General features: G+C 58.9%; 24 protein-coding genes. 18 read left to right on the top strand and 6 right to left on the bottom strand.

All coding sequences use genetic code 11. From position 1 onward, the window contains the following. From KZO25_RS16305 to KZO25_RS16295, 3 genes are all read left to right on the top strand, one after another. The coding region (locus tag KZO25_RS16305; protein WP_223137784.1) for a polymer-forming cytoskeletal protein at window positions 1–1,374 on the top strand (1,374 nt) is incomplete at its 5' end. Window positions 1,375–1,453: 79 nt separating this feature from the next. Then, window positions 1,454–2,092 (top strand): anti-virulence regulator CigR family protein, encoded by a 639-nt coding sequence (locus KZO25_RS16300; protein WP_223137783.1) that lies wholly within the window; start codon window positions 1,454–1,456, stop codon window positions 2,090–2,092. Window positions 2,093–2,338: 246 nt separating this feature from the next. Beyond that, window positions 2,339–2,716: a histone-like nucleoid-structuring protein, MvaT/MvaU family gene (locus KZO25_RS16295; RefSeq protein WP_223137782.1), complete on the top strand. Its 378-nt coding sequence runs from the start codon at window positions 2,339–2,341 to the stop codon at window positions 2,714–2,716. Between the two features lie 91 nt (window positions 2,717–2,807). Here the strand turns inward: KZO25_RS16295 and KZO25_RS16290 are convergent, their stop codons facing one another. Then, complete coding sequence (locus KZO25_RS16290) at window positions 2,808–3,635, bottom strand: helix-turn-helix domain-containing protein (protein WP_223137781.1); 828 nt, start codon at window positions 3,633–3,635, stop codon at window positions 2,808–2,810. 357 nt (window positions 3,636–3,992) lie between these two features. On the opposite strand from KZO25_RS16290, the gene KZO25_RS16285 reads away from it, so the two are divergent. The 13 genes from KZO25_RS16285 to KZO25_RS16230 all read left to right on the top strand — a co-directional run bounded on the left by KZO25_RS16285 (window position 3,993) and on the right by KZO25_RS16230 (window position 16,436). Further along, entirely contained in the window at window positions 3,993–4,289 is a 297-nt protein-coding gene (locus KZO25_RS16285; RefSeq protein WP_262489088.1) for a hypothetical protein, read from the top strand. 79 nt (window positions 4,290–4,368) lie between these two features. Next, window positions 4,369–4,818 carry a hypothetical protein gene (locus tag KZO25_RS16280; protein ID WP_223137780.1) on the top strand — a complete coding sequence of 150 codons (450 nt, stop codon included), beginning with the start codon at window positions 4,369–4,371 and terminating at the stop codon, window positions 4,816–4,818. A gap of 653 nt (window positions 4,819–5,471) precedes the next feature. Further along, window positions 5,472–6,425: a DUF4351 domain-containing protein gene (locus KZO25_RS16275; protein WP_223137779.1), complete on the top strand. Its 954-nt coding sequence runs from the start codon at window positions 5,472–5,474 to the stop codon at window positions 6,423–6,425. Window positions 6,426–6,603: 178 nt separating this feature from the next. After that, a complete protein-coding gene (locus KZO25_RS16270; protein WP_223137778.1) occupies window positions 6,604–7,614 on the top strand; it encodes an NAD-dependent epimerase in 1,011 nt (336 codons plus the stop codon). A gap of 410 nt (window positions 7,615–8,024) precedes the next feature. Beyond that, entirely contained in the window at window positions 8,025–8,249 is a 225-nt protein-coding gene (locus KZO25_RS16265) for a DUF2281 domain-containing protein (protein WP_223137777.1), read from the top strand. Between the two features lie 138 nt (window positions 8,250–8,387). After that, window positions 8,388–8,528: a hypothetical protein gene (locus KZO25_RS20235; protein WP_410505416.1), complete on the top strand. Its 141-nt coding sequence runs from the start codon at window positions 8,388–8,390 to the stop codon at window positions 8,526–8,528. An 89-nt stretch (window positions 8,529–8,617) separates the two neighbouring features. Beyond that, window positions 8,618–8,932, top strand: coding sequence for a hypothetical protein (locus KZO25_RS16260; RefSeq protein WP_223137776.1), 315 nt, complete (start codon window positions 8,618–8,620; stop codon window positions 8,930–8,932). 468 nt (window positions 8,933–9,400) lie between these two features. After that, on the top strand, window positions 9,401–10,870 hold the full coding sequence (locus KZO25_RS16255; protein WP_223137775.1) for an MBL fold metallo-hydrolase RNA specificity domain-containing protein: 1,470 nt from the start codon (window positions 9,401–9,403) through the stop codon (window positions 10,868–10,870). A gap of 251 nt (window positions 10,871–11,121) precedes the next feature. Beyond that, the gene (locus KZO25_RS16250) at window positions 11,122–12,447 is read left to right on the top strand and encodes a UDP-glucose dehydrogenase family protein (protein ID WP_223137774.1); all 1,326 of its coding nucleotides are present in this window, start codon (window positions 11,122–11,124) and stop codon (window positions 12,445–12,447) included. Window positions 12,448–12,463: 16 nt separating this feature from the next. Then, window positions 12,464–14,230 (top strand): SLC13 family permease, encoded by a 1,767-nt coding sequence (locus tag KZO25_RS16245; protein WP_223137773.1) that lies wholly within the window; start codon window positions 12,464–12,466, stop codon window positions 14,228–14,230. A gap of 13 nt (window positions 14,231–14,243) precedes the next feature. Next, window positions 14,244–15,083, top strand: a complete 840-nt coding sequence (gene cysQ, locus KZO25_RS16240) for a 3'(2'),5'-bisphosphate nucleotidase CysQ (RefSeq protein ID WP_223137772.1) — start codon at window positions 14,244–14,246, stop codon at window positions 15,081–15,083. Beyond that, the gene (locus KZO25_RS16235; RefSeq protein WP_223137771.1) at window positions 15,076–15,363 is read left to right on the top strand and encodes an SLC13 family permease; all 288 of its coding nucleotides are present in this window, start codon (window positions 15,076–15,078) and stop codon (window positions 15,361–15,363) included. The genes cysQ and KZO25_RS16235 overlap by 8 nt, the downstream gene beginning before the upstream one ends. After that, the gene (locus tag KZO25_RS16230; RefSeq protein ID WP_223137770.1) at window positions 15,360–16,436 is read left to right on the top strand and encodes a glycosyltransferase; all 1,077 of its coding nucleotides are present in this window, start codon (window positions 15,360–15,362) and stop codon (window positions 16,434–16,436) included. Before KZO25_RS16235 ends, KZO25_RS16230 begins: the two co-directional genes overlap by 4 nt. 40 nt (window positions 16,437–16,476) lie before the next feature. Here KZO25_RS16230 and KZO25_RS16225 read toward each other — a convergent pair whose 3' ends face one another. Together KZO25_RS16225 and KZO25_RS16220 are read right to left on the bottom strand one after the other, a co-directional pair. Beyond that, the gene (locus tag KZO25_RS16225) at window positions 16,477–17,538 is read right to left on the bottom strand and encodes a glycosyltransferase (protein ID WP_223137769.1); all 1,062 of its coding nucleotides are present in this window, start codon (window positions 17,536–17,538) and stop codon (window positions 16,477–16,479) included. Window positions 17,539–17,967: 429 nt separating this feature from the next. Further along, complete coding sequence (locus KZO25_RS16220) at window positions 17,968–18,492, bottom strand: DUF1269 domain-containing protein (RefSeq protein WP_262489086.1); 525 nt, start codon at window positions 18,490–18,492, stop codon at window positions 17,968–17,970. Window positions 18,493–18,664: 172 nt separating this feature from the next. On the opposite strand from KZO25_RS16220, the gene KZO25_RS16215 reads away from it, so the two are divergent. After that, window positions 18,665–19,459: a glycosyltransferase family 32 protein gene (locus KZO25_RS16215; RefSeq protein WP_223137767.1), complete on the top strand. Its 795-nt coding sequence runs from the start codon at window positions 18,665–18,667 to the stop codon at window positions 19,457–19,459. 1,012 nt (window positions 19,460–20,471) lie between these two features. Here KZO25_RS16215 and KZO25_RS16210 read toward each other — a convergent pair. The 3 genes from KZO25_RS16210 to KZO25_RS16200 form a co-directional block, all read right to left on the bottom strand. Beyond that, complete coding sequence (locus KZO25_RS16210; protein WP_223137766.1) at window positions 20,472–20,981, bottom strand: CAP domain-containing protein; 510 nt, start codon at window positions 20,979–20,981, stop codon at window positions 20,472–20,474. Window positions 20,982–21,094: 113 nt separating this feature from the next. After that, window positions 21,095–21,238 (bottom strand): hypothetical protein, encoded by a 144-nt coding sequence (locus tag KZO25_RS16205; RefSeq protein ID WP_223137765.1) that lies wholly within the window; start codon window positions 21,236–21,238, stop codon window positions 21,095–21,097. Between the two features lie 286 nt (window positions 21,239–21,524). Further along, the gene (locus KZO25_RS16200) at window positions 21,525–21,824 is read right to left on the bottom strand and encodes a hypothetical protein (RefSeq protein ID WP_223137764.1); all 300 of its coding nucleotides are present in this window, start codon (window positions 21,822–21,824) and stop codon (window positions 21,525–21,527) included. 481 nt (window positions 21,825–22,305) lie between these two features. On the opposite strand from KZO25_RS16200, the gene KZO25_RS16195 reads away from it, so the two are divergent. Then, window positions 22,306–24,285, top strand: coding sequence for a methyl-accepting chemotaxis protein (locus KZO25_RS16195; RefSeq protein ID WP_262489085.1), 1,980 nt, complete (start codon window positions 22,306–22,308; stop codon window positions 24,283–24,285). Window positions 24,286–24,510 lie beyond the last annotated feature (225 nt).

Genomic DNA, 24,510 nt, shown 5'->3' with positions numbered 1-24,510 from the left:
GTGATCGACGCTGATCAGCTCAAGAAGATGGGGTTACTGGAGCGTTTACTCCGTATTGAGAGCGAAGGTTATTACGGAGCAGCGGGCTCCGAGGCACTGCGGCGCGTCACCGGGTTGGTGGTGTTGCCGGAAATCGTAACCAGCTCCGGTGGCGGGCTGCTGAGCTGTGAGGGCATCCAGGTCCAGGGCAGCGGTATCATCGACAGCTATGATTCACGAGATGGCAGCTACGGTGGCAGCAATGCACAGCGCAGCAATATCGTGGTCGGTACGCAAACCGAAGGGGCGGAGATAAGGGTGACCGGGGCTTCGCCGATCCATGGCAACGTAGCCGCAAGCGGCATATTTACGGCAACTGGCTCGGCGGCCATTCATGGTGATGTCAGGGCCAATGACACGGCAACACTGGCCGGCGGCGGCGCCAATATCTATGGCAATGTTTATGGGCTCGGCGATGTCACTATTTCCAGCAGCGGGACGATTCATGGTGATGTCCAGGCTGCCGGCACCTTGACCCTGGGGAACTGGCAATCTCGCATCGAAGGGGATGCTCTGGTCGCAGCAGTGAATTCAGTAAGGACCCCGTCGGATCAGGTTGGCGGTACGCTCAATGCCGATAGTGGCGGGCCCCAGGGGCTGCAGGAGGTGCCTTTCGTGCCGACAGCAGCAGACTGTGAGGTGCCCCCGAAGACCAGCCTCTATGCCCAGTACAGCAATGCCGTCCCTGACTCCTCAGGCTCTCTGGATATCAAGGGATCTTCTCGTACCATTATCCTGGATGCTGATGGGCTGCATGATCCTGCAGGCTCACTAGACCCTATTGCGGCACCCCAACTTGTCGGTGGCAAGCGTGTCGTGAAGTTCGACGACTTCCAACTCAGGGGTAGCGCCGATTTCCAGATCGGCAGCGTTGGAACGCCGGTGGATATGGTTATGGTGGTGCCTGGCGAGATCGATCTGGGCGGAGGCGGCTCCTTCCGAATTGCGGAAGGTAGTACGCTGACGGTCGTCACTGCAAGTGAGTTTCGGTTAGCCAGTGCGATCGTGATCGGCGATGAGAAACCGACGCGGACCCGCGATGGCCAAGTCGAGCCCATTCTTTCTGTCATATCCACGTTTGATGATCGCACACATAATCGTTCCGGCGTCTTCATCGGTGGTGCCGCTAATTTCTACGGTGAGATTGTCGCGCCCTATTCCAATGTGGAGGTGACGGGCAGCGGCGACTTCTTTGGTAAGGTCGCTGGTCGTACCATTGAGGTAAAAGGCGCCGGCGGTTTTCATTATGATGAGGCCTTCGGCGATATGGACGACGGGAGCGGCGGCAGTTCCGTCACAGAGCTGCCTCGGCTGCAGTCCATTTGGGTTCATTAAAGAACGATTCGCAACTTCCATCTTCCCTGCGCATTCACCGCCTAGACTGTCGATACGTACCCCGCTGGAGGTCGACAGTATGAAAACACGCAACGGATTGACAATCATTGCCGCCACCGCGCTCAGCCTGGCGCTTGCGTCAGCCCAGGTCTACGCGCAGCCGGTGGAGCCGCGCGGCCAGGGGCAGGGTCAAGGGCAGGGCAACAGCCAGCGCGGCCAAGGGCAGGAATACCGTCAGGGTCAGGGTCAGGGGCGCGGCCAGGCCGCTGAGCGCCGCCAGCAGGCCGCCGAACAGAGCGAGCGTGGCGAATGGCGCCGGGATGGCGAGTCGCGACGTGAAGGCCGTGGCGATTGGGAGCGCGAGCGCCGCTACGGCAGTGATGGTAATCGTGATCGGCGTTCTCGTAGTGATGGTTATCGTGATGGCTATCGTGATGGGCCGAGAATCGATGAGCGGGAGATACGGCGTTACTTCGGTGAACGGCGAGAATGGGCCGACGTCGATCGCTCACGCGATAGCCTGCCGCCGGGCATTCGCAGGAACCTGGAGCGCGGCAAACCATTGCCCCCGGGCATTGCCAAGCAGTTCGACGACCGGCTGGTACGCAACCTTCCTCAATATGAAGAATATGAATGGCGCCACGTCGGGCCCGATGTGTTGCTGGTGGATATCGTCAACGACATCGTCTACGAAGTTTTCCGCGATGTGCTTTACTGATTCCCCAGCGTTTGATCACTGTGGAAACGCCGTAACATCATAGATCGGCGCGCCGCCCCAGGGCGGCGTTCTCGTTTGCGCCATATACGTAGCCGGAGCGTTGAGGCTCAAATATTTGCCTATTTGCTCCTATTTGGCCAAACTGATGTAGCGTATAAAAATAGCCTACATATTGTCATGGAGCGCTGCTTGTTGTATTTATAGGCGCCGCATCCTGTGAAATTCTCCCAACCCAAGGAACACACTATGTCTCTTCTCAGTGAATTCATGCAGAAAGAGCAGCAGCTCAAGCAGCTCCAGGCCGAAATGGATCGTCTTCAAAACGATGACCGCCTGAAAGCCGAGCTGGCATTCAAGGAAAAGCTTGAAGCGCTGATGCGCGAATTCAACAAGAGTTCAGCCGACGTCATCAGCCTGCTGGACCCGCAGGGCAACAAGCCCGCCGCCAAGGCATCGGCAGCCACTGGTAGCGGTCGTCGCAAGCGCAAGCTGAAGATCTACAAGAACCCGAACACCGGTGAAGTCGTGGAAACCCGCGGTGGTAACCAGAAGACGCTGAAGGCGTGGAAGGACGAGCATGGCTCAGACAAGGTCGAGAGCTGGCTGGTGCGCGTTGAGGAGTGATCCCTCCTGGCGTTTGCATGACTGTTATACACGCCGGGCCCCTTAGGGGCCCGGTTGGTTTTCAGGTATGTCAATCCGCATTCAGCGTCATTCAGCTACTTGCAACAAGTATTGGTAGTCGTACTTCCATTCCTTCTTCGATCAGGCGCACTTCCACGGGGTCGCCGCTGGCATAGCAGCGCTTTTTTGCCAAGCCCTCACTGAGCAGATACTGCAAGGCAGGGGGTATCTCCTCCGGCCTGTCTACCGTAAGGCAGGCGTGACGCTGCTCGGGCAGTTCCAGGATACGGAAAGAGGCGGGGATGGCTAAACCGGCACTGGCCTGCTCATCGATCAGCGGGCCGATATCGATGCGGTCCAGTTCGCAGGGCAGGGGCGTGCTGTGGAGTACGGCAATGGCAGGGGTTTGTCGTAGTCGTGCGGGCAAGGTCTCGGCTCCTTTTGTGAGTTGTGCCCACTTGTATAGCTTGGCCAGGCTGCTGGCATCGCTCATGTCATAGAGCCGGGTGACCAGCGCCTGTCGGGGCGGCAGGCTGCGAATATCGAAGTCTGGCGGTGCGCCACTGTGGGCCTGGCAGTACATGGGCGAGCGCAACTTCACACGTGCAGCCTGCCGGTACTGGCGGGGCGTTTGATTGTAGCGCCGCTGAAAGGCACGGCTGAAGGCCGAATGATTTTGATAACCGCTTCGTAGGGCGATGGTATGTACACGATACGGCGTTAGTGCAAGTAGTCTGGCGCCCTTTTCCAGTCGCAAGATGTCGCGATAGGCGCTCGGCGATACACCGAAACATTGCTTGAACTTACGTCGTACCTGAGAGGTCGAATAACCGAGACGATTGGCGAGGTCATCGATCCCCTCATGGCTACTCAGATGCTCCTGAAGCCAGATTTCCGCTCGCATCATGTCGTTGAACATTATCCGGTCCCTTGCGCTGGAGTGTGCAGTAATACTTGACTACTGCTTCCATTTCCTGTTGGCGCTTTCTAGTGGCGCCGCTGGGTGGTGGTGACATGAATTTTCCAACCCGAAGTATTTATTGGTTTTATGCATACCTTTATGCGCTGTAGCAGGAGTCGAAGGCAAGTTTGGTGACGCGAATTGACTGTTTGTGCATACTTTTCAGCGTAGAACCGGAGGCGGGATAATGAAACATGGTAACAGCAATCATTATCATGCATGTGTTTCTCTGTTTCGCTCCGGTAATCAATGGCGGTATACTCATGACAGACATTAATCGAGTACTGTCCAGTACTTGAGCTTTAACGGAATCTAATGAAACAGCATAAACCCAACCGACACATGGACGAGCGCGAGAAGCTGCGTAAGTTTCGTGAGCTGGACGATGCCTTCGCAGAAGCGCTTCGCGAGCTGGAAAAGCCCAATTCAAGGCTCGATATCCCCACCGGACCGCCCGTACGCAGCCTGGCGGCCCAGGAGGCGGATGACGAGCAGGCCCGTCAGCGCCTTTTCGAAGAGCGCCTGAAAACGCTGATGAGCGAATATGCTCAACCCAGAGATAGCGTGGCCCTTCTGCTGCGCACAATGCAGTCGCTTGGCCATATCGCCTGAATTGTTGCCTGAAACGCTGCCTGAGTAGCCGTCTGAAACGCTGCCTGAGCAACCGCCTGAATCGCCGCCTGAGTCGCACATGACCTATTTCGTCGTGATGGGCAGCCTGGCGCTGTCCGTGCTGTTTACCTTTGGCTGGGTGCTGTGGCGCACAGGACGCTGGCTGACTGCCAGCATGCCCGGTGGCCGGCGCCAGGGCGGCCGAGGCAAGGCCGCCACCCGCAAGCCGGCCAAGAGCCCCGTGCAAGCCAAGGCGCGCAAGCCCGCCAAGAAGCCTTCCGTGAAAACCAGGCGCGAGCCAGGCCGCCTGACCCAGTGGCTGGCAGAATGGCGCGCGACGCTGCCCCTGGCCGTGGTCACCACCCTGATCTACCTGATCGCCCGGCTGGTCGAGCACGGCATGAGCTTCCGCCCACCCCACACCGTGCCCGCCGGCTTTCACAGCCTGATCGTCGTCCTTGGCTGGGCCGCCGCCGTAATGCTCACTCTCGCCCTGATCAACCGGCTCGCCGCCTGGCGCTGTCGTTGATGTGGCGTTTTGTTCTCCGGCAGCACTGCTGCGCTAGAGCATTCCCGCCGAGTCCCGTAGAATTGTTCAACTAAAATAGCGATACCTCCAAAAGGGAAGTCGAGTGTCAGCTCGGCACAGGACCGTGACATGACGCAGGGATTCATGAACGCCTTCGACCCTGAACGTTCGTAATTTGCTGTTCCGATCTTCTCCCTGGTATCGATACTTCAACAGGGCAAGGGAAACGTCCGGAACAATTCCCGGGCGGTAGCGTGCCTGGAAAGTGAAAAGCGCCTCTACGAAGAGAATCATTGTTGGAGCGCTCGGTTCGGCGCCACGACTCCGCATCGCGACTGGCGCCGGCAGGCGCCTCGGCGGAGGCCGCAGCGCTGGCGAAAACCGCAACATTTCCAACACCGCTGGGAGTCCTTCGGCCTCCAGTCGCCGATGCGTCGGACCGGATCTAAAAATACTCCAACAGCGACGGGGTGCGCGTTGGTGGAGAGAATCATTGTTGGAGCGCTCGGTTCGGCGCCCCGACTCCGCATCGCGACTGGCGCCGCAGGCGCCTCGGCGGAGGCCGCAGTGCTAGCGATATCCGCAACGTTTCCTATACCGCTGCTGCAAGTGAAGATACTTCCCGAAACCTCCAGGATGAGAGTGCGGACTCCATGAGCGATCCACTCCCTCGGCAGGATCACGACAGCCCATGGAAGGAGGCCCTGGAGTGGCGCTTCCCTGAGTTCATGGCCCTGTTGTTTCCCGGCATCTACCCCGAAATTGACTGGTCGAAGGGGTATAGCTTTCTCGACAAGGAACTTCAGCAGATCACCGCGGACGCCGATAATGGCCGTCGCTACGCCGACAAGCTGGCCAAGGTCTACACCTACGACGGTCTTGAGACCTGGGTGTTGATCCACGTGGAGGTGCAGGGTGAACCCGAGGCCGATTTTGCTGCCAGAATGTATACTTACCACTATCGGCTGCTGGATCGTTACGGCGTGGATGTGGTCAGCCTGGCGGTGCTGGCAGACGTTAACCCAGGCTTCCGGCCACAGCGCTTCCAGCGTGGCCGCTGGGGCTGTGAAGTAGACTTCCGCTTCCCGGTCGCCAAGCTGCTGGATCTTGATGTCAGATGGGCTGAACTGGAAGCCAGTGACAATGTCTTTGCGCTGGTGGTGATGGCCCAGCTGAAGGCCAAGCAGCTTGATAACGGATACGAACTCAAGCGCTGGAAGGCACACCTCACGCGATTGATGTACCAGCGTGGTTACGCCAAGCAGCAGATCATTGAGCTGTTCCGGCTGATCGACTGGATGATGCGGCTGCCGGATGCTCTGGAACGAGAGTTCCTCGACGAACACTATGCCTTTGAGGAGGCTCAGCACATGCCCTATGTCACCAGTGCCGAACGTTTCGGAATCGAGAAGGGTCGTCAGGAAGGCCGTCAGGAAGGTCGTCAGGAAGGTGAGTTGTTACTGCTTACCAGGCAGATCACGCTGAAGTTCGGAGAGCTGCCCGCCTGGGCGCGAGAACGGCTTGAGCGTGCCACCACCGACCAGTTGGAGGCATGGGCAGAGGGCATCTTGAGTGCCGACAGCCTGGAAGCGCTGCTGAAAGAGTGAACGATTCGGCAGCCACCAAGGCATGACAAAACAGCTGTTGGAGCGCTCGGTCCGGCGCTCCGACTCCGCATCGCGACTGGCGCCGCAGGCGCCTTGGCGGAGGTCGCAAGCCTCGGCGATTTCGACATCAGCGCTGAAAAACCGAATTGACGTCAACACACCAGGGTAGGGACATCGCGTGAAACTGCTGATCACCGGCATGGCCGGCTTTATCGGACATGCCGTGGCCAAGCGTCTCAGTGGACAGGGCCACGAGATCGTCGGTATCGACAATCTCAACGAGTACTACGATGTCTCGCTCAAGCAGGCGCGGCTCGACGACCTGGCTGCCAGCTGCGACGACGTGCGCTTCATCAAGATGGACCTCGGCGATCGCGTCGGCATCGCGGCGCTGTTCCGCGACCAGCGCTTCGACCGGGTGATTCACCTTGCTGCCCAGGCCGGTGTGCGTTATTCGCTGGAAAACCCCCACGCCTACGCCGACTCCAACCTGATCGGCCACCTCAACGTACTCGAGGGCTGTCGTCAGCAGAAGGTGAAGCATCTGGTCTACGCCTCGTCCAGCTCGGTCTACGGCATGAACGCCAAGACCCCGTTCGATACCGCCGACAACGTCGACCACCCCGTTAGCCTCTACGCGGCCACCAAGAAGGCCAACGAGCTGATGAGCCACACCTACGCACACCTGTACGACCTGCCGACCACCGGGTTGCGTTTCTTCACCGTATACGGCCCCTGGGGCCGGCCGGACATGGCCATTTTCAAGTTCGTCAAGGCGATGTTCGAAGGCAAGCCGATCCAGGTCTACAACCACGGCGACATGTCGCGGGACTTCACCTACATCGACGACATCGTCGAAGGCATCGTGCGTGTCCTCGACGTCATACCCCAGGCCGACCCCGCGCGGCCCGGAGCCGGCGCCACCCCGGACAAGAGCGCTGCTCCCTATTCGCTCTACAACATCGGCTATGGCGCACCGCTATCGTTGATGGCCTTCATCCGCTCCCTGGAAACCGCCACCGGCCGTGAAGCCATCTGCGAATACCTGCCCATGCAGCCCGGCGACGTTCCCCGCACCTGGGCCGACACCGAAGCCCTGCTGCAAGCCACCGGCTACCGCCCGAAAGTCGGCGTCGACGAAGGCGTAGCGCGCTTTGTCGAATGGTACCGCGGGTTTTATAACGTTTAGCCGTGTATCCACCATGGCAGGAAAAAGCAGCTGTAGGAGCGCTCGGTTCGGCGCCCCGACTCCCATCGCGACTGGCGGCGGCAGGCGCCTTGGCAGCCACCACCAAGACATGACAAAGCAGCTGTTGGAGCGCTGGTCCCCATCGCGACTGGCGCCGGCAGGCGCCTTGGCGGAGGCCGCAGCGCTGGCGATATTCTCAACGTTTCCAACACCGCCGGGAGTCCTTCGGCCTCCAGTCGTGAGCTGAAGCTTCTCCTACAGCGGCGTGGCACCCTCGGTGGAAAGAATCGTTGTTGGAGCGCTGGTCCCCATCGCGACTGGCGCCGCCAGGCGCCTCGGCGGAGGCCGCAGCCGTGGCTATAACCGCATGACCTATACTGTGTTTACCGTTACAGCAGTAGGTAAAGAAAATGAATCAAATTGAACGTGTCGCTAAACAGATCAGCAGGCTTCCAGAGCCGCTTCAGCAGGAAGTGATTGATTTTGTGGAGTTTCTCCAGGCCAAGCATCACGTGGGCCAAGAGACACAAAAAGATGATCTGTTGATAGATCTGAAGGGGGGGCTGGAAACCTCATCCACTTTCGCTGGCGATGAGTGGAAGATTCAGGAGCGGCTGCGTGACGAATGGAGCTGAGTTTCTTCTGGATACCAACTACATTCTCGGCTTGTTGAAGTCAAATCCTGATGTTTTGGCGGATGTATCCGCACGCGGGATTCACCTATCTCAAAGCTGCTATAGCGCCATTACGCGGATGGAGTTGCTTGGGTTCCCATCGAGCTCCGCCAGTCTCGAAAAATTAAATTGCCCGATGCGATCATCGCCGCTACTGCACTGGTTCACGACCTCCAGCTTCTGATTCTCGACAAGAAATTGCTGAATGTGGTGGCGGAAGAAGGACTGTCGAGCGCTTAGGCTAGCATCAGGATATTCCACCACAGCGGCGCGGCTGCGCCGCTATGGTATGAAAGAACAGCTGTTGGATCTTGTATAGGAAGACTGTCATGAGCATCCGAGAGTCCGACTGGAAAGCCTTCAAGCGGCTTCGGGCAGTCGCACTGGAGCGGTTTTCGCAGCGCGTGCTGGATGAGTGTCAGCAGATCTGTTCAAACCAGGATGCGACGGCTCATGAGCGCTACGGGGAGTTGTATGGCTTAATCCATGCGCGTAATCGCGAGATGGCTCATGCCTTTGATCACTTCAGCCGTTCTAGAGCGCTCATGTGCCTTCGGCTAATCCGGATGCATAACTTGTTGACGGAGGCTGAGTTGGCCGAGTTCAGCGAGGAAACGCAGTGTTCGACCAATGTCGACCGGTAACGGAAACCCAACGTTGGAGCGCTCGGTTCGTGCCCCGGCTCCGCATCGCGACTGGCGGCGTAAGGCGCCTTGGCGGAGGCCGCAGCGCTGGCGAAAATCGCAACGTTTCCAACACCGCTGGGAGCCCTTCGGCCTCCAGTCGTGATCTGAAGATACTCCTACAGCGTGGTAACTGCCTGACACGCCATGACAAAACAGCTGTTGGAGCGCTGGTCCCCATCGCGACTGGCGCCGCCAGGCGCCTCGGCGGAGACCACAATCGCGGCGATACCCGTAACGTTTCAACACCGCCGGGAGTCCTTCGGCCTCCAGTCGTGATCTAAAGATTCTCCTACAATTTTTTCTCATATAGCGGGGTTTCTGTTGGAGCGCTGTTCCGCATCGCGACTGGCGCCGATAGGCGCCCCACGGCGGCCACCACCGTGGCAATAATCACACCGCTCCTACAAAAACGCACCCAGGTTTCTCATGGACGATTACCCCCAGATCCTTCATCACGGCGGCGCGAATGGCGTCACCGGCAGCTGCCACCGGCTGCAACTCGCCGCGAACCGGGCACTGCTGATCGACTGCGGCCTTTTCCAGGGCCAGGATGCCGATCATCTCGACAGCCTCGAGCAGCACACCGTGCGCTTTTCGGTGGAGGACGTGCTGGCCCTGGTGGTCACCCACGTGCATATCGACCACATCGGTCGGCTGCCATATCTGCTGGCGGCGGGCTACAAGGGGCCGATTCTCTGCTCGATACCTTCGGCACGGCTACTGCCATTGGTCATAGAGGATGCGCTCAAGGTCGGCTTCACCCGCGACCGCGCCCTGATCCAGCGCTTCCTGGAAGAGGTGCAAGGCCGCCTGGTCGCCATCGACTACAAGACCTGGCACACCGTCATCGACGACGAGCGCCACCGCATCAAGGTCAAACTCAAGCGTGCCGGCCATATCCTCGGTTCCGCCTACGTTGAAGTGGATACCCAGCACAAGGCCAGCGGCAAAAGCCAGCGCTCCGTCTTCTCCGGCGACCTGGGCGCACCCCATGCGCCGCTGCTGCCCGCGCCCAAGCCGCCGTATCGCGCCGACGTGCTGGTACTGGAATCGACCTACGGCGATCGCCTGCACGAAGACAGGCGCCACCGCCGCGACCGGCTCAAGGCCGCCATTGACAGGGCACTGGAGAGCGGCGGCACCGTGGTGATCCCCGCCTTCAGCGTTGGTCGCACCCAGGAGCTGCTCTACGAACTGGAAGGGCTGATACACAACGCAAGAAGCGACTGCTGGCGCGAGCTCGAGATCATCGTCGACTCGCCCCTGGCCGCCCGCTTCACTGAGGTGTACCGCGAACTCAAGCCCTGGTGGGACGCCGAGGCACACAACCGCTTGCGTAGCGGCCGTCATCCGCTCAGCTTCGAGAACCTCTACACCGTGGACGATCACGAAGCCCACGAGCGCACCGTCGACTACCTGGCCGAGAGCCACCGCCCGGCAGTGGTCATCGCCGCCAGCGGCATGGCCAGCGGGGGCAGGGTGGTGAACTACCTCAAGCGCATGCTGGCCGACGAGCGCCACTGCGTCCTGTTCACCGGCTACCAGGCCCACGGCACCCCCGGCCGCGACATCCAGCGCCATGGCGCCAACGGCGGCTGGGTGGGGCTGGACGGCCAGCGCATCGACATCCGCGCCCGGGTGGAAACCGTGAGCGGCTACTCGGCCCACGCCGACCAGTTTGATCTACTCAACTTCGTGCGCCGCATGCGCCACCCGCCCCGGGAAGTGCGCCTGGTACACGGCGACCCCCGCGCCCAAGCCGCCCTTAAGGCCAAGCTACTGGAATGGGCCGAAGGGGCAGGGCACGCGCTTCAGGTGACGTCGGGCAGTGATTTCCTCGCCGAGAGTGCTGCGATAAGTGCAGGGATGGATGAAGGCACTCAGGCACTGGTCTAAGCCGCCGCATGATATTCACCATACTCCAGCAGCCAGCCCACCAAGTGCCTCTATACTTACCTTTCATTACCAGCCGCCGCATAGAGCCGGAGTGCGGCCATCGCGTAGAATATCGGCCTGACCGAGAGGGAAGGCACTCTGCCATCGGCAGAGGCGATGGTCACTCAGGGTATGGGAATGCGCCCGGTTCAATCCCCGGGCTGTAGCGTGCCTGGGGCACATCAATTCGCAGACTCGCAAACAGGGATGACATGAACGTTACGGTTTTCGGTACGGGATACGTAGGGCTGGTGCAAGGTGCCATTCTGGCTGACGTTGGGCATCACGTGATCTGCGTGGATGTCGACGCCGACAAGGTCGAACGCCTGAAACAGGGCGACATCCCCATCTTTGAACCCGGCCTGGAGCCGCTGGTGAAGGAGAACCACGCCGCCGGTCGGCTGGAGTTCACCACCGATGCCGCCGCCGGCGTCAAGCACGGCCAGGTGCAGTTCATCGCCGTGGGCACCCCGCCGGATGAAGACGGCAGCGCCGATCTCAAGTACGTGCTGGCCGTGGCCGCCACCATTGCCGAGCACATGGAGCGCGACCAGATCATCGTCGACAAGTCCACCGTGCCGGTGGGCACCGCGGACAAGGTGCGCGAGAAGGTCGACTCATTGCTGGAAGCCCGCGGCCGCAAGGAGCTGCGCTTCGACGTGGTCTCCAACCCGGAGTTCCTCAAGGAAGGCAGCGCCGTCGCCGACTGCCAGAAGCCCGACCGCATCATCATCGGCACCTCCAGCAAGCAGACCGAAGACGTGATGCGCGAGCTCTACGCCCCCTTCAACCGCAGCCGTGACCGGGTGATCGTCATGGACGTGCGCAGCGCCGAGCTGACCAAGTACGCCGCCAACTGCATGCTGGCCACCAAGATCAGCTTCATGAACGAAATGGCCAACCTGGCCGAGCGCCTGGGCGCCGATATCGAAATGGTACGCCAGGGCATCGGCTCCGACCCGCGTATCGGCTACCACTTCATCTACCCCGGCGTGGGCTATGGTGGCTCCTGCTTCCCCAAGGACGTGCAGGCGCTGATCCGCACCGCTGGCGACATCGACTTCGACGCCAAGGTGCTCAAGGCGGTGGAAGCCCGCAACATGGACCAGAAGACCACCCTGTTCCAGAAGATCAGCAAGCACTTCAATAACGATTTGGCAGGCAAGACCTTCGCCATCTGGGGCCTGGCCTTCAAGCCCAACACTGACGACATGCGCGAAGCCCCCAGCCGGGTGCTGATGGAAGCGCTATGGGAAGCCGGCGCCAAGGTGCAGGCCTTTGATCCCGAAGCCATGGAAGAGACCCAACGCATCTACGGCAGCCGCGACGACCTCTCCCTGTGCGGCACCAAGGAAGCCGCCCTGCGCGGTGCCGATGCCCTGGTGATCGTCACCGAATGGCAGGTGTTCCGCGCCCCGGACTTCGACCTGATCCAGGAACAGCTGGCCGAGCCGGTGATCTTCGACGGGCGGAATATGTTCGAGCCCAGGCGGATGGCGGTGAAGGGCATTACGTACTACTCGGTGGGGCGGCAGTAGCGGTGTGATGCCCTGAATGGAAATCTCTGCCTTAATCACGCTCGTCACCGTCGTTACGGTTCTGGCTACCCTGGCACTCAGCCGCCTGGCGCCCGATGTCGTGCTGATGGCGGCAATGGCCTTCCTGATCGTTTCAGGCATTCTCACGCCCGGTGAAGCGCTGGTGGGGTTTTCCAACCCCGGCGTCATGACCATCGCCGTGCTGTATGTGGTGGCGGCCGGGCTAAAGGAAACAGGGGCCATTCAGTGGATTGCCCACCTGCTGCTGGGGCAACCGCAGCGGCTCAAGCAGGCCCAGCTTCGCGTCCTGCTTCCTGCTGCCGGGCTCAGCGCTTTCATGAACAACACCACCGTAGTGGCGATGTTCATACCGGCCATTCAGGAGTGGGCCGCGCGACTCAAGTTGCCGCCGTCGAAGCTGCTGATGCCTCTCAGCTATGCTGCCATCATCGGCGGTACTTGCACGCTGATTGGTACCAGCACCAACCTTGTCGTCAACGGGCTGCTGCAGAGCGAGAAGGGGGTGGAACTCGCGATGTTCTCGCTGGCCTGGATCGGCGTTCCGCTGGTGCTGGTAGGCGGGGTTTTCCTGTATCTCTTTGCCGAGCGCCTGCTGCCTGACCGCCAAGGGGTGCTGGAGCAACTGGAAAGCGCACGTGAGTATGCGGTGGAGGTCAGCGTCGCGGAGAAGGGCCCGCTGGTCGGCAAATCGATAGCTGAAGCCGGCCTGCGCAGCCTTACCCACGGCTACCTGGCCGATATCGAGCGCCATGGGCGACTGCTGACCGCCGTGCCGCCTGAAACCGAGCTGATGGCCGGGGATATCCTGATCTTCATCGGTGCTCCCGAGTGCGCTCGCGAGCTACGGCGCATCAACGGCATCAACCCGGCCGGTGGCGATATCCATAAGCTCGATATTGCCCACCACAAGCGTTGCCTGGTCGAGGCAGTCATCGGCCCCGACTTCGGTGGCCTGGGCCAAACGGTCAAGCAATCCCGGTTTCGCTCGCGCTACCAGGCGGTGATCATCTCCATCTCGCGCCACGGCAAGCGTATTCCCGGTAAGCTGGGGGCCGTCACGCTCCAGGTAGGCGACACCCTGCTGTTGGAAACCACGCAAGATTTCGTCGACCAGTACCGCTATCGCAAGGACTTCCTGCTGGTCAGCTCGCTGAACGACTCCACCCCGCCGGATTTTCGCAAGGCACCGCTGGCGCTCGGTATTCTCACGACCATGGTCGTGATCAGTGCGCTGGGGCTGCTCAGCATCCTCGAGGCCGCCTTGCTTGCCGGTGGTGCCATGCTGGCAACGCGCTGCGTACCGGCCAGCAAGGCGCGCCGCTACCTCGATCTCTCGGTACTGATCGTGATTGCCGCCTCCTTCGCCCTGGGGGCCGCCATGACCACAACCGGCGCTGCGGCGCAGATCGCTCAATGGCTGCTGCTGATCGACGGCCTGGCCCCCTGGGCGGCGCTGGCACTGGTCTATATCATGACCGTCATGTTTACCGAGCTGATCACCAACAACGCAGCGGCGGTGCTGATGTTTCCGATAGCCGTGGCCGTCGCCGACCAGCTTGGCGTCAGCTACATGCCCTTCGTTATCGCCATCATGTTCGCCGCATCGGCCAGTTTCATGACCCCGCTGGGCTACCAGACCAACCTCATGGTGCTTGGGCCCGGCGGCTACCGTTTCAGCGACTACCTGCGCCTTGGCGCACCGCTCAGTCTTCTCGTTGGTGCAACGGCCATTGGGCTGATACCGCTGGTGTGGCAGTTTTAAATAAGGAGTTGTTTTGTCTGCCTTCGTTACGAATGAACTACGCACTCACCTGATCGAGGGCGTGCATGCCGCAGGCCGCGAGGTAATGGCGATCTACCAGCGTGACTTCACGGTCGAAACCAAGGACGACCAGAGCCCGTTGACCGAAGCGGATATGGCCTCTCACCACGCCCTGGTGGCACTGCTCGGCGATCTCACACCCGGGGTGCCGGTGCTCTCCGAGGAGTCCGTTGAGATACCCTACGCCACACGCCAGGCCTGGAGCCGTTACTGGCTGGTCGACCCGCTGGACGGCACCAAGGAGTTCGTCAACAAGAACGGCGAGTTCACCCTCAACGTGGCGCTGATCGAAGAGGGCGTACCGGTGTTTGGCATCGTGCATGCCCCTGCAGTGGGCGACGCGGGCGGCACAACCTGGGTGGGCCAGGTCGGGCAGGGCGCCTTCACGTGCAGGAAGGGTGAGCAGAGCCCAATCCGGGTGCGTGATCTACCCAACCCCAAAACCGAAGCCTGGAAAGTGGTTGGCAGCCGCCGCCATGGGGCCGAAACCTTCGACGCCTTCCGTGCCGGGCTGCCTGCCCATGAGTGCGTCTCCATGGGCAGTTCGCTCAAGCTCTGCCTGGTTGCTGAAGGTAAGGCCGACCTTTACCCGCGGCTGGCCCCCACCAGCGAATGGGACACCGCCGCCGCCCAGGCCGTGGTCACTGCCGCCGGCGGGGAGGTGCTCAACGCTGAAACTCTCGAGCCGTTACGCTGCAACCAGCAAGATAGCGTTCTCAACCCGTATTTTATTGTCTGTGGCCAGCGCGATGAACGCTGGACGAAAGCATTAAGCGGGGCGCTGCATGCCTGAAGTCAGTTGCGTCCTGGTTCTCACTGCCGGTCTTGGCGCTTTCATGAACAAAACCACCGTAGTGGCGATGTTCATACCGACCATTCAGGAGTGGGCTGCGGGGGTCAAACTGTTATTTTCCAAGCTACTTATGCCCCTGAGCTATACCGCTTTTTTTGGCGGTGCCTATACGTTGATCGGTACCGTTTCAAACTGGTTGTCAACGGGCAGTTGGTTCTGTTTGATGCCAGCAGAGCACTTGCAAATCACGGAGCTGACATTAGGGCATAGGGCATCATGAACCGGGTCCTTTTCATAACGGATCATCTCGGCGGCGGTGGGGCACCGATTTCCATTCTTGCCTTGGCTTCAGCTCTTGCTGCACGTGGTTGTTCGGTGACGATCGTATCCCTTCAGAATAAGGTCTGGCATGAGCCCCCCGAAGGCGTAGACTTTCACGTCGTGGGCTTCACCTACCGTGGTCCTTGGCAGAAGTTTCGGCGCTATAATCTTCATGCCCTTCGCCTGAATGATTGGATTGCCAGTCAGTCCCAGCCCTTCGACCTGATAGTTGCGAATATGCACTATAGCCATCAGGTGGCCATTCGTTCTTGTCTGGCTGACAGGGCATGGCTCTGTATTCGCACCGATCCTGGCGCTGAGTTGACAGGTTCACGGCGATCGGGAAGGGTCGCACGGCTCCGCCATCTGTATCATGGGCGCCGGGTGCTGTGCATTTCACAAGGTATACAGCATTCTTTGGCTGAGCTTGGCATCGTTCCTGCTGAATTAAAGGTCGTTCATAACATCATTGATGCGAGTGCCATACAGCTGGCTATGCAAGAGCCCGTTCCGTATGAGGATTTCATCGTCTTTGTCGGTCGCCTGGATAAGCGACAGAAGCGTTATGACAGACTGTTCCAGGCATATAAGGCTAGTGGTATTTCCCAACGCTTGGTGGTGGTTGGCGATGGAGAGGTGGATGAAGCCAGGCAGTTTGCCGCTTCGATCCATATTGCAGAACGGGTATCCTTCGCGGGCAAGCAGCCGAATCCTTACCCGTATATTCATCATGCACGGTTGCTCGTTCTGTCATCAGACTATGAAGGCTTCGGCCGGGTGATTGCTGAAGCTCTGGTATGCGGAACGCCTGTCGTCAGTACCGATTGCCCATCAGGCCCAAGAGAGATTCTTACGGGTGGGCTTTCAGCCTGTTTGGTACCACTTGATGATGGGGAGATGCTGGGTCGACGAATTGCGGAGACAATAGCAAGCCCGCCAGCTATCCGGGCAGAGCATTATTCGCCTTTCATGCCTGAGGTTATTGTCAAGCAATATATACAATTATTTTATCACAATGCCTCGTGTTGGTAATCCGAAGAATGAATTTTTTATTCAGTCAATATCCTGTGCCTTATAGTGCCTCAAAGTGCGGAAGAACGTTCTCGGCCAAGAATTGCTGGTAGTAACGCTTGTCCACTTCGACAGGGCTATGGTCCATGCGTGCAATCGCTTCTGCCAAGGCTGTCTCATCATCTTGATCGACGAGGTAGTCGGCCAGCGCACCGGTGAGGATTTCTCTGGGGCCGCTAGGGCAATCGACGCTCACTACAGGGGTATGTAACATCAGGGCTTCAATCAAGACGCGAGGTAGTCCTTCGGAATCGGAAGTGAGAATCAGCGCTTTCGCGCCCTGTATGTAAGGGTACGGATTTTCCTTGTAGCCAAGAAGTGCGACTTTCGTATCAAGCCCAAGTTCGGTCACAAGCTCACGGATCTTGCCTTCCGTCTCGCCCTTGCCAATCAGTATCAAAGGAGTTTTGACGCAACTCTTGTGATAAGCACGCAGCAAACGATCTTGTCGCTTGACGTTAGTGAAGGCGCCTACATGTATGAAGTAGTTGTCGAAGGGGAGGTCAGCATCCTCGCTTGCCATATTAATAAAGGGTTCTCTTTCATAAGGGTTGTATATGGTCTGGATACTGTGAGGTTTGACGCCGACGATATCTTGCAAGTTTTTTTCGACGCCTTGTGAAACGGCAATAACATTACGCCCATTGTAATATTTTTGCTGTTTTGCGAATGCCTTTTTCCGCTTCAGTGAATGACTAAGCTGAGCTGAAGAGTCGCTCTTCACCCAGAAATGGAGGTTGTGATGATGTAGGTGCCTTGTGATTCGATCACAGGAGCATGACAGCACGACATCAGCTTGGTAAGCCTCCAGTGCCTTGGCGATCTGACGAGCTTGCCACTTTTCCAGCAGGACGGTGTTGAGTGCCTTGGTTGCTTTATTGATGACCGCTAGGTTGATTATCTCAAGGCCGTCGGGAATGCGATGTTCCACCCGCTCGCGCAGTGTGAATATAATCACTTCGTGCCCACGTTGCCGCAGTCCATCTGCCGTATAAAGCAAAGATTTCTGAGCGCCACCACCGAACAGATCTGAGATGACAAAGGCAAAACGTTTCGGTTGCAATTCCGTGCTCCAGTAATGCAGTGCTGAGAATGGCATTGTAGCGAAAGCCGTATCATGCGACCAGTTGGTGATACCGTTCTGTGTTGGCCACGATGGGATGCGCGGTCTCCGAGCTGGTCTCCGATTCGGCCTCAACATCGGACCACACATCTTAACAGCGTACCGAAGAGGCTGTCTGACCTCCTGCCATCTACGTTCGTACCTGCGCAATCTCTCTTCAAGATGCCGGTTGGTGCCCCGCGCACCTAAGATGGCGTTTAAAACTCATTTTGGTACAGGGAGGTGCGGGTCCATCCCTTTTCCAACAGCAGCGTGGCAACGTTGGTGGAAAAAAACGTTGTTGGAGCGCTCGGTCCGGCGCGCCGATTTCCCATCGCGGCTGGCGCCGGGAGGTGCCCTGAAAAAGGGCACGACGGTGGTGGGTCGGGCTCAGTGTCCTTCAGGGACGTTTTGCTTCTGGTCCTTGGTGCTTATCTTGTCGATGATGACGTCGGAGTGGTGACGCTTGATTGTATTCTTGAATACCTCTTCCTGTTCGTCGGGTACGTCGATGATCAGCAGCATGGCACCTCGCTTGATCGCTTTATCGTACTTGCCGACTTTGACGTCGCGTACCGAAACGCCGACCATCGTACTGGCCCACACGCCAAACAGCGTGCCAAACACGATCATGCCAAGGGTAATCCAGACAATATTCGTGTCGATGAGCATAAAGTGGGCGATCAGGCCCAGGATCAGGCCGAGTACCGCTCCTGCGATGGCGCCGCGTTTCGAGGCATTTACCACATCCGATGTTTGAATAAGGCTCGCGACCGGTACTCCCTCCTTTTCCAGGGGGCGCCAGTCCTTGCCGACCACATGTAGTTCGTCCTTGGTCAAGCCCATCGAGTTGAGTTCGTCGACGATGACCGAGGTGGTTTCCTTGTCGGGTATCAGAAAGTACAGGCGTTGCATCACATTCTCCTTTCCATTCTGGCCCTAGCTGCAGGGCCTTGAGGTATCCTTCTCCAATTAAGGTGTAGCAGGCGAGCGACGGGTCTTGCCATGATTAGAATGAATTGAACAACGATTCGCCTGTCGTGCCTGATGACGGCACGCGGGCCATCAACCGCGTTAGGGAGGCTGAGTGAGAAACATCGGTGTGCTGGCTTTCGCCAGAGTCTTGAAGCTGCTGGCCAATACCACAAAGGTGGCTGCGTATGGTTTTCACTACCTCTTCCCGCACAAGCGTTTCATCATCCCCGAGCGGGCGGCACCGCTCTGGCGTTCCCGGCGTAGCTCACGGATTCCTCGAACGCTATGGCAGACCAATTTCACCAACCGGGCGACCCTGCCGGTCTACCTAAATTACCTTTGCAACCGCTTGCTGGCGCCGTGCTACGAGTATCGTTTTCTGATAACGGAGGCCCGAGCATCGTTCATTGAGGCGAATTTTTCGCCGGAGATTTTTGCCACGTATTCGAGGCTGCAGGTGGGGGCGGCCCAGGCGGATTACTGGCGCGTTCTGGTGTTGCAAAAAAACGGCGGCGTGTATCTGGATATCGATGCGCATTTGGTTTGGCCGCTGGACCGGATCGTCAAGCCGGCATTCGATGAGCTGTTCATTGCGACCAAGCGCGGTGATATCAGTAACTACTTTATCGCCAGCATCCCGGACAACCCCCATCTGCAGCGCGTGGTTGAGGCGATACGCGAGAATATCGAGGACGATAGTGAAAAGAATATCTTCGAGCTGACCGGGCCTGGCGTGTTCAATAAGGTGCTTTCCCGTGATGCCATCCGCACCCGGCTCTATCGTTATACCTGCAACCAGGGCAACTTCACCAATGAACACTTTCAGTACATCGACAAGCCTCAAGGGAAGTGGACAAGGCAGCAGCAGCAAGTCGACGTGGTGCATAAAGGTGAACCGTTGGAGTAGGGTAGTGTTCGCCAAGATGGACTACACCGCCGGGAGGCCTTCGGCCTCCAGTAGCCGATGCGTCGGACCGGAGCGACAGATTCCTCCTGCAGCGGCGGGGTTCGCGTTGGGGGAGAGAATCATAGTCGGAGCGCTCGGTTCGGCGCTCCGAGTTTCCATCGCGACTGGCGCCGATAGGCGCCTCGGCGCAGGGGCTGCCGGCGTTGGCGGTTTCACGCTGTACTTGGCCCGGCGTTGGGTAAAATCATGCACTATTATGTAACATTGTTCTGCTGTGAGGGCGGGAATGGTAAGGCTGCGCCTTCTTGGTGCAAATTGTCGCAATCGTGATGAAATGTCGACAACAATGGGGCATGATGTTTTTGGTCACCCAACAGGAGATGCGTCATGCCAAATGCACAACACGTCGCCAGCCTGAGTAGTGAAGTGCTGGATCACTGGGTTTCACACGCCATTGCCCAGCAGGCAGCCCAGCAAGCCCTGGCTGCTTATATTCGTTAGTCCTGGTTCTATCGTAACAACCGGACCAGGGAGGGTCCTGCATTTCCTCTTCTCCCGCTTTCCCCGCTAGACCTTGCTTTTATTTTCTCTCCTCTGTTCCCGACTTTTCGGCCACATTAACCATCACGCGCGTTTGTGCGACGGAGCGTAGGAAAGAACAGCTGATGGAGCGCTCGCTTCGGCACTCCGAGTTCCCATCGGGACTGGTCCCGATAGGCGCCCCGGCGGCGGCCACCGTGGCATGAAAGAAAGCTGTTGGAGCGCTGGGTTCGGCGCTCCGACTCAGCATCGCGACTGGCGCCGTCAGGCGCCTCGGCGGAGGCCGCGGCGTCAGCACTAGCCGCTAAATCGGCAACACCGCCGGGAGTCCTGCGGCCACCAGTCGCCGATGCGTCGGACCGGAGCTATAGCGTCCTCCTACAGCGGCGGGGTTAGCGTTGGAGGAGAGTGACTCCTCTCTTGCGCAGAAATTGCGCAAGCGGGTATTCGACTGTAATTGCGTTCATTAACTTCAGCGGGGCCGGGCGAAGACCTGGGTCCAGAAGGGGGAGTACTCCGAGTCCTCCGCTTCGACGACAGCCGCTCCCATCTCGGTGAATTGGTCGCTCATGATATTGGCGCAGTGGCCCGGGCTTGAAAGCCAGCCCTCGATGACCTCGGCGACATCGGCCTGGCCGGCGGCGATATTCTCGCCGACCGCCATCCAGTCATAGCCGGTATCGTTGACTCGTTCATTGACGCCGACATCGTCGGCATCGGTATGTCCGAAGAACTCGTTTTTTGCCATGTCTTGGGAATGCGCCTTGGCGGCCTCCGCGAGGCGGCAGCTCCATGCCAGGGATTGCGTTGCCTCGTATGCCTCGTCGCCGCATTGACGGTCTTCGCTACGCGCCTCGTTAACACGTTCCAGCATCGCCTGCTGCCTGGCGTCGGGTTCGCACTCCCCGGCGTGAAGCATGGCAGTGCCGGTCAAGCCGAACAGGAGCAGGAGCAGGGCGGACGGGAGCTTGATGTCTTGCATGTGCCTTTCCTCTGGCTCTGGTATCGGCCGCTATTGGCGCTGGCTCAGGGCAGGGCCGCCACGCCCAAAGCCGCCAAATCGAGCGGGGCGAGGGAGTGGCGGCTGTTGCCATATCAGTGACGTCGATTATCCCCCGGGGGGCAGTTGCGGTCTGCTCGATAGCAGCACCAGGCGTGCTGCGTCTGCGGTTGACGGGTTTCGTGGCTCTCCATGACACGTAATAGCCAGACTGCGGCATGCTCGAGAATCCGTTTCATGCTGACCTCCATGTGTGTGGCTAGTGTGGTTCCACTACTCTCTGCCTACCTTCTGTATGGACAGTAGTGGCGTCCGGCGTCAAGCGTGATGGGCCAGGGATGTGGTTACTGATGGTTGCTGTCGGTAAGGTTGACCCGGATTCCAAGGTTCCAGGTCCGTTGTCTTCATGGAATGGCATGCAGGCGTCTACGGCTCTGTCAGGACTCTCCTGCAGGCGGGCTTGATAGGGATTAATTTTCTGAAGCTAAAGAATGCCGTCATGCGTATGCAGGCAGGGAGGGCCGGTCAGGGAAGGTGGGTGGAGCGCATGTCATAGCCTGCATGAGTTCCAGACGATGTTGCGGCGGCGAAGCCAGTGGAGTTGAGCCACTCCTCCCTGACGAGCCGGTTCGCCCACTCCTTCGCCGTATCCCAGGCGTCCGCTTCCGAGGCGGTAGCGCGCAGCGCAGGCATGGAGTGCAGTGAGGCGATGGCGCCGGGACTCGCTTCCCATCGCGCTACGGCAAGCCACTCACAGTTGAACGGATCCCTGGTGAGAACCAGTTCAATCTCGATGCCCTGCTGGCTGTAGTTTATCCGTTTCATTGTGATCGCCACTCATGGTTTCCATTCCTGTTCAGAATAGTGGTGGCCCTGGGTATTGGATGTGAGCCAGGGCGGGCTTTGTTGTAAGAGATTGCCGCCATGGCAGCGTAACTAGGCGTTGGCCTCTCCTTCCCTCAGGCGACCTCACAGTAAAACGGCATCGGCCGGCTTCGAGGCCATGCAGGCCTCGAAAACCTTTGTCGGTCGGAACCTCTCCTCAAGTCATCGCCATGGGACGTAATCGATCCTCGGCGTCCATCGTGACGTCCTGCCGATAAAATTCCGAAAAATCGCTCCACTAATTGACGTGTATCAGCGAAATCCTCTACTGGTTCGCCGGTGACTCAGGAATAGATATCTGTGGACGATATTGCATGCGCGCAGATCCTCTGTTGGATCACCTTGTCATCCAGGTAATGATGCTGCACTGCATCAAGCTCGCCTCATACCTTCCCCGTAAGCAGGGCTGGAGATTCCCACCATGATGCACCTGTTAAATCGTCTTCCCATGAGCGGGAAGTTCATCCTTGTGCTGTCGCTGCCCGTACTGGCCATGCTCTGGTTTGCCGGCATCGGCATTTTGGATCGCCAGCAACTCGCCACCAACATGACCGAACTGTCGGAGCTCGCTGAGCTGTCAGCTGATGCCGGTAATCTGGTACACGAGTTGCAGCGAGAGCGTGGCATGTCCGTCGGCTATATCGGCAGTGGCGGTAACAGTTTCGGAAACCGGCTGTCGGCCCAGCACCCGCAGACCGATCTTGCTATTCAGGCTCTCCAAAACACACTGTCCGAGATGGACATTGCATCAATCGATGAGGCCTTTGCTCAACGCGCCAGCGCCATTGAAAGCCAGCTCGCCACAGTTGCTGACATGCGTCGCGAAGTCCTCGATCTCTCAGCCAACAGCGACTTGGCCACCGCGTTCTATACGGAGTTCAATGAAGCCTTGATCACCATGATCGGGCGAATCGCGCACCTTGCTGAAGATGACGACATCACGCTTCAACTTGGCGCCTACGTTGGCTTGCTCAAGGCAAAGGACCTGGCGGGCGTTGAGCGGGCCATGCTCACCAATGCCTTCAGCATCAACGTCATGGCTGGTTCCACCTACCAGCGCATGTTGACCCTGTTCGGTCGTCAAGAGGCTTATCATGACACCTTCCACACCATGGCCAATGCCGAGCAACGCGAATTACTCGACCGCCTGCTTTCCGGTCCGGACATGGAGCGTCTTGCCGAGATGCGCCAGGTCGCGATCGACCGCGGTGTCCAAGGTTTCTTCGGCATCGATTCCGAGGGCTGGTTCGATCAGCAGACCCTCAAGCTCGATCGCATGAAGGAAGTCGAAGACGCGGTCTCGGCCAACGTCCTCAACGAGGCATCGGTCTTGAGAAATGACGCACGTCGGGACCTGACTGGCTTCCTGCTCATGGCAGCCATCGCTGGCTTCGCGGCACTTGTGCTATCCCTGCTGGTCGTGCGTAGTCTGCTGCGCCCACTGCATCACAACCTTCAGGATATCCAGGAGCGCGGCGGTGATCTGACCCGGCGCCTTGACGTCCCCGGGAGTGACGAGCTGTCACGCCTCTATGCTGCCTTCAACAAGGCATCCGATGGGATGGAGGCCCTTGTCGGTAACATCCAGAACAACGCTCTATCCGTCGAAGTTGCCAGCGGCGAAATCTCACAGGGCAACCAGGACCTGGCTCAGCGAACGGAAGAGCAGTCCGCCTCATTGGTCGAAACCGCCACCAGCATGGAGCAGATCACCGCGACTGTGCGCAATACCGCCGACAATGCCCGTCAGGCCGAGACCATGACCGGCGAGGTGAGCCAGGAAACCTCAGATGCTACCGGTGTAGCCGAGCGTGCCAGTCAGGCGATGCAGCAAATCCACACTGCCAACCAGGAGGTGACGTCGATCGTGGCTGCCATCGATAGCATTGCCTTCCAGACTAACCTTCTGGCGCTCAACGCGTCTGTCGAGGCCGCCCGGGCCGGCGAACATGGTCGCGGCTTCGCTGTTGTAGCCCAGGAGGTGCGCAAGCTCGCTGGCCGCAGTGCCGAAGAGGCTGAGCAGATCCGCCGGCTGGTCGACAACAATGTAGCCCGCATCAGCGAGGGTGAGTCGCTGGTCAACGAGACCACCACCGCCTTGGAGACCATCGCCCTCAAGGTCACCCAGGTAGCCGATCTGGTCCGTGACATGTCAGCGGCTACCGGCGAACAGTCCGCTGGCATCGAGCAGATCAACCAGGCCGTCTCTCAGTTGGAGGAGGTTACACAGCAAAATGCAGCGCTCGTTGAACAGGTGGCTGCCGCCAGTCGCTCGCTCGATGATCAGGCGGGTGACATGGCCAAGCTCGTGCGTAGCTTCAAAGTTACTACCATGGGAGGTGCCGTTTTGCATCGCCGGCAGCACCAACTCACATCAGCGAACGAGCCCGCCTTCGGCTAATTCCCAGCGTAGTTAACCGTTGGTCTCGGCAGGCCGTATCAAAGAAACACTTAACGATGGATCGCTGTTGAAATCGCCCCGCTTCGGGGCGATTTCATTGATACCTATAGTGGACCCCGAAATCAAGACACTGGTTTAAGCTATAGCCAAGCCGATTTCGAAGGGATCGATCATGGTGTTCTGGTCAAGTCAGAGCGGACACATTTTCAAGCCGCAGCTGCCAAT

The sequence above is a fragment of the Halomonas sp. ANAO-440 genome (assembly GCF_019915905.1).
GTDB classification, from domain to species: Bacteria; Pseudomonadota; Gammaproteobacteria; order Pseudomonadales; family Halomonadaceae; genus Halomonas; species Halomonas chromatireducens.
Note: the sequence above shows the minus strand (reverse complement) of the source record. Positions and strands in the feature narration are given on the sequence as shown.

Bases quoted from the DNA above. Each gene is read 5' to 3' on its own strand.
- KZO25_RS16245 (WP_223137773.1), top strand. From the start codon at position 12,464: ATGGAAATCTCTGCCTTAATCACGCTCGTCACCGTCGTTACGGTTCTG.
- KZO25_RS16285 (WP_262489088.1), top strand. From the start codon at position 3,993: ATGAAACAGCATAAACCCAACCGACACATGGACGAGCGCGAGAAGCTG.
- KZO25_RS16195 (WP_262489085.1), top strand. From the start codon at position 22,306: ATGATGCACCTGTTAAATCGTCTTCCCATGAGCGGGAAGTTCATCCTT.
- KZO25_RS16200 (WP_223137764.1), bottom strand. From the start codon at position 21,824: ATGAAACGGATAAACTACAGCCAGCAGGGCATCGAGATTGAACTGGTT.
- KZO25_RS16230 (WP_223137770.1), top strand. From the start codon at position 15,360: ATGAACCGGGTCCTTTTCATAACGGATCATCTCGGCGGCGGTGGGGCA.
- KZO25_RS16205 (WP_223137765.1), bottom strand. From the start codon at position 21,238: ATGAAACGGATTCTCGAGCATGCCGCAGTCTGGCTATTACGTGTCATG.
- KZO25_RS16260 (WP_223137776.1), top strand. From the start codon at position 8,618: ATGAGCATCCGAGAGTCCGACTGGAAAGCCTTCAAGCGGCTTCGGGCA.
- KZO25_RS16300 (WP_223137783.1), top strand. From the start codon at position 1,454: ATGAAAACACGCAACGGATTGACAATCATTGCCGCCACCGCGCTCAGC.
- KZO25_RS16235 (WP_223137771.1), top strand. From the start codon at position 15,076: ATGCCTGAAGTCAGTTGCGTCCTGGTTCTCACTGCCGGTCTTGGCGCT.
- KZO25_RS16220 (WP_262489086.1), bottom strand. From the start codon at position 18,492: ATGCAACGCCTGTACTTTCTGATACCCGACAAGGAAACCACCTCGGTC.
- KZO25_RS16280 (WP_223137780.1), top strand. From the start codon at position 4,369: ATGACCTATTTCGTCGTGATGGGCAGCCTGGCGCTGTCCGTGCTGTTT.
- KZO25_RS16210 (WP_223137766.1), bottom strand. From the start codon at position 20,981: ATGCAAGACATCAAGCTCCCGTCCGCCCTGCTCCTGCTCCTGTTCGGC.
- KZO25_RS16250 (WP_223137774.1), top strand. From the start codon at position 11,122: ATGAACGTTACGGTTTTCGGTACGGGATACGTAGGGCTGGTGCAAGGT.
- KZO25_RS16275 (WP_223137779.1), top strand. From the start codon at position 5,472: ATGAGCGATCCACTCCCTCGGCAGGATCACGACAGCCCATGGAAGGAG.
- KZO25_RS16290 (WP_223137781.1), bottom strand. From the start codon at position 3,635: ATGTTCAACGACATGATGCGAGCGGAAATCTGGCTTCAGGAGCATCTG.
- KZO25_RS16255 (WP_223137775.1), top strand. From the start codon at position 9,401: ATGGACGATTACCCCCAGATCCTTCATCACGGCGGCGCGAATGGCGTC.
- KZO25_RS16265 (WP_223137777.1), top strand. From the start codon at position 8,025: ATGAATCAAATTGAACGTGTCGCTAAACAGATCAGCAGGCTTCCAGAG.
- KZO25_RS16295 (WP_223137782.1), top strand. From the start codon at position 2,339: ATGTCTCTTCTCAGTGAATTCATGCAGAAAGAGCAGCAGCTCAAGCAG.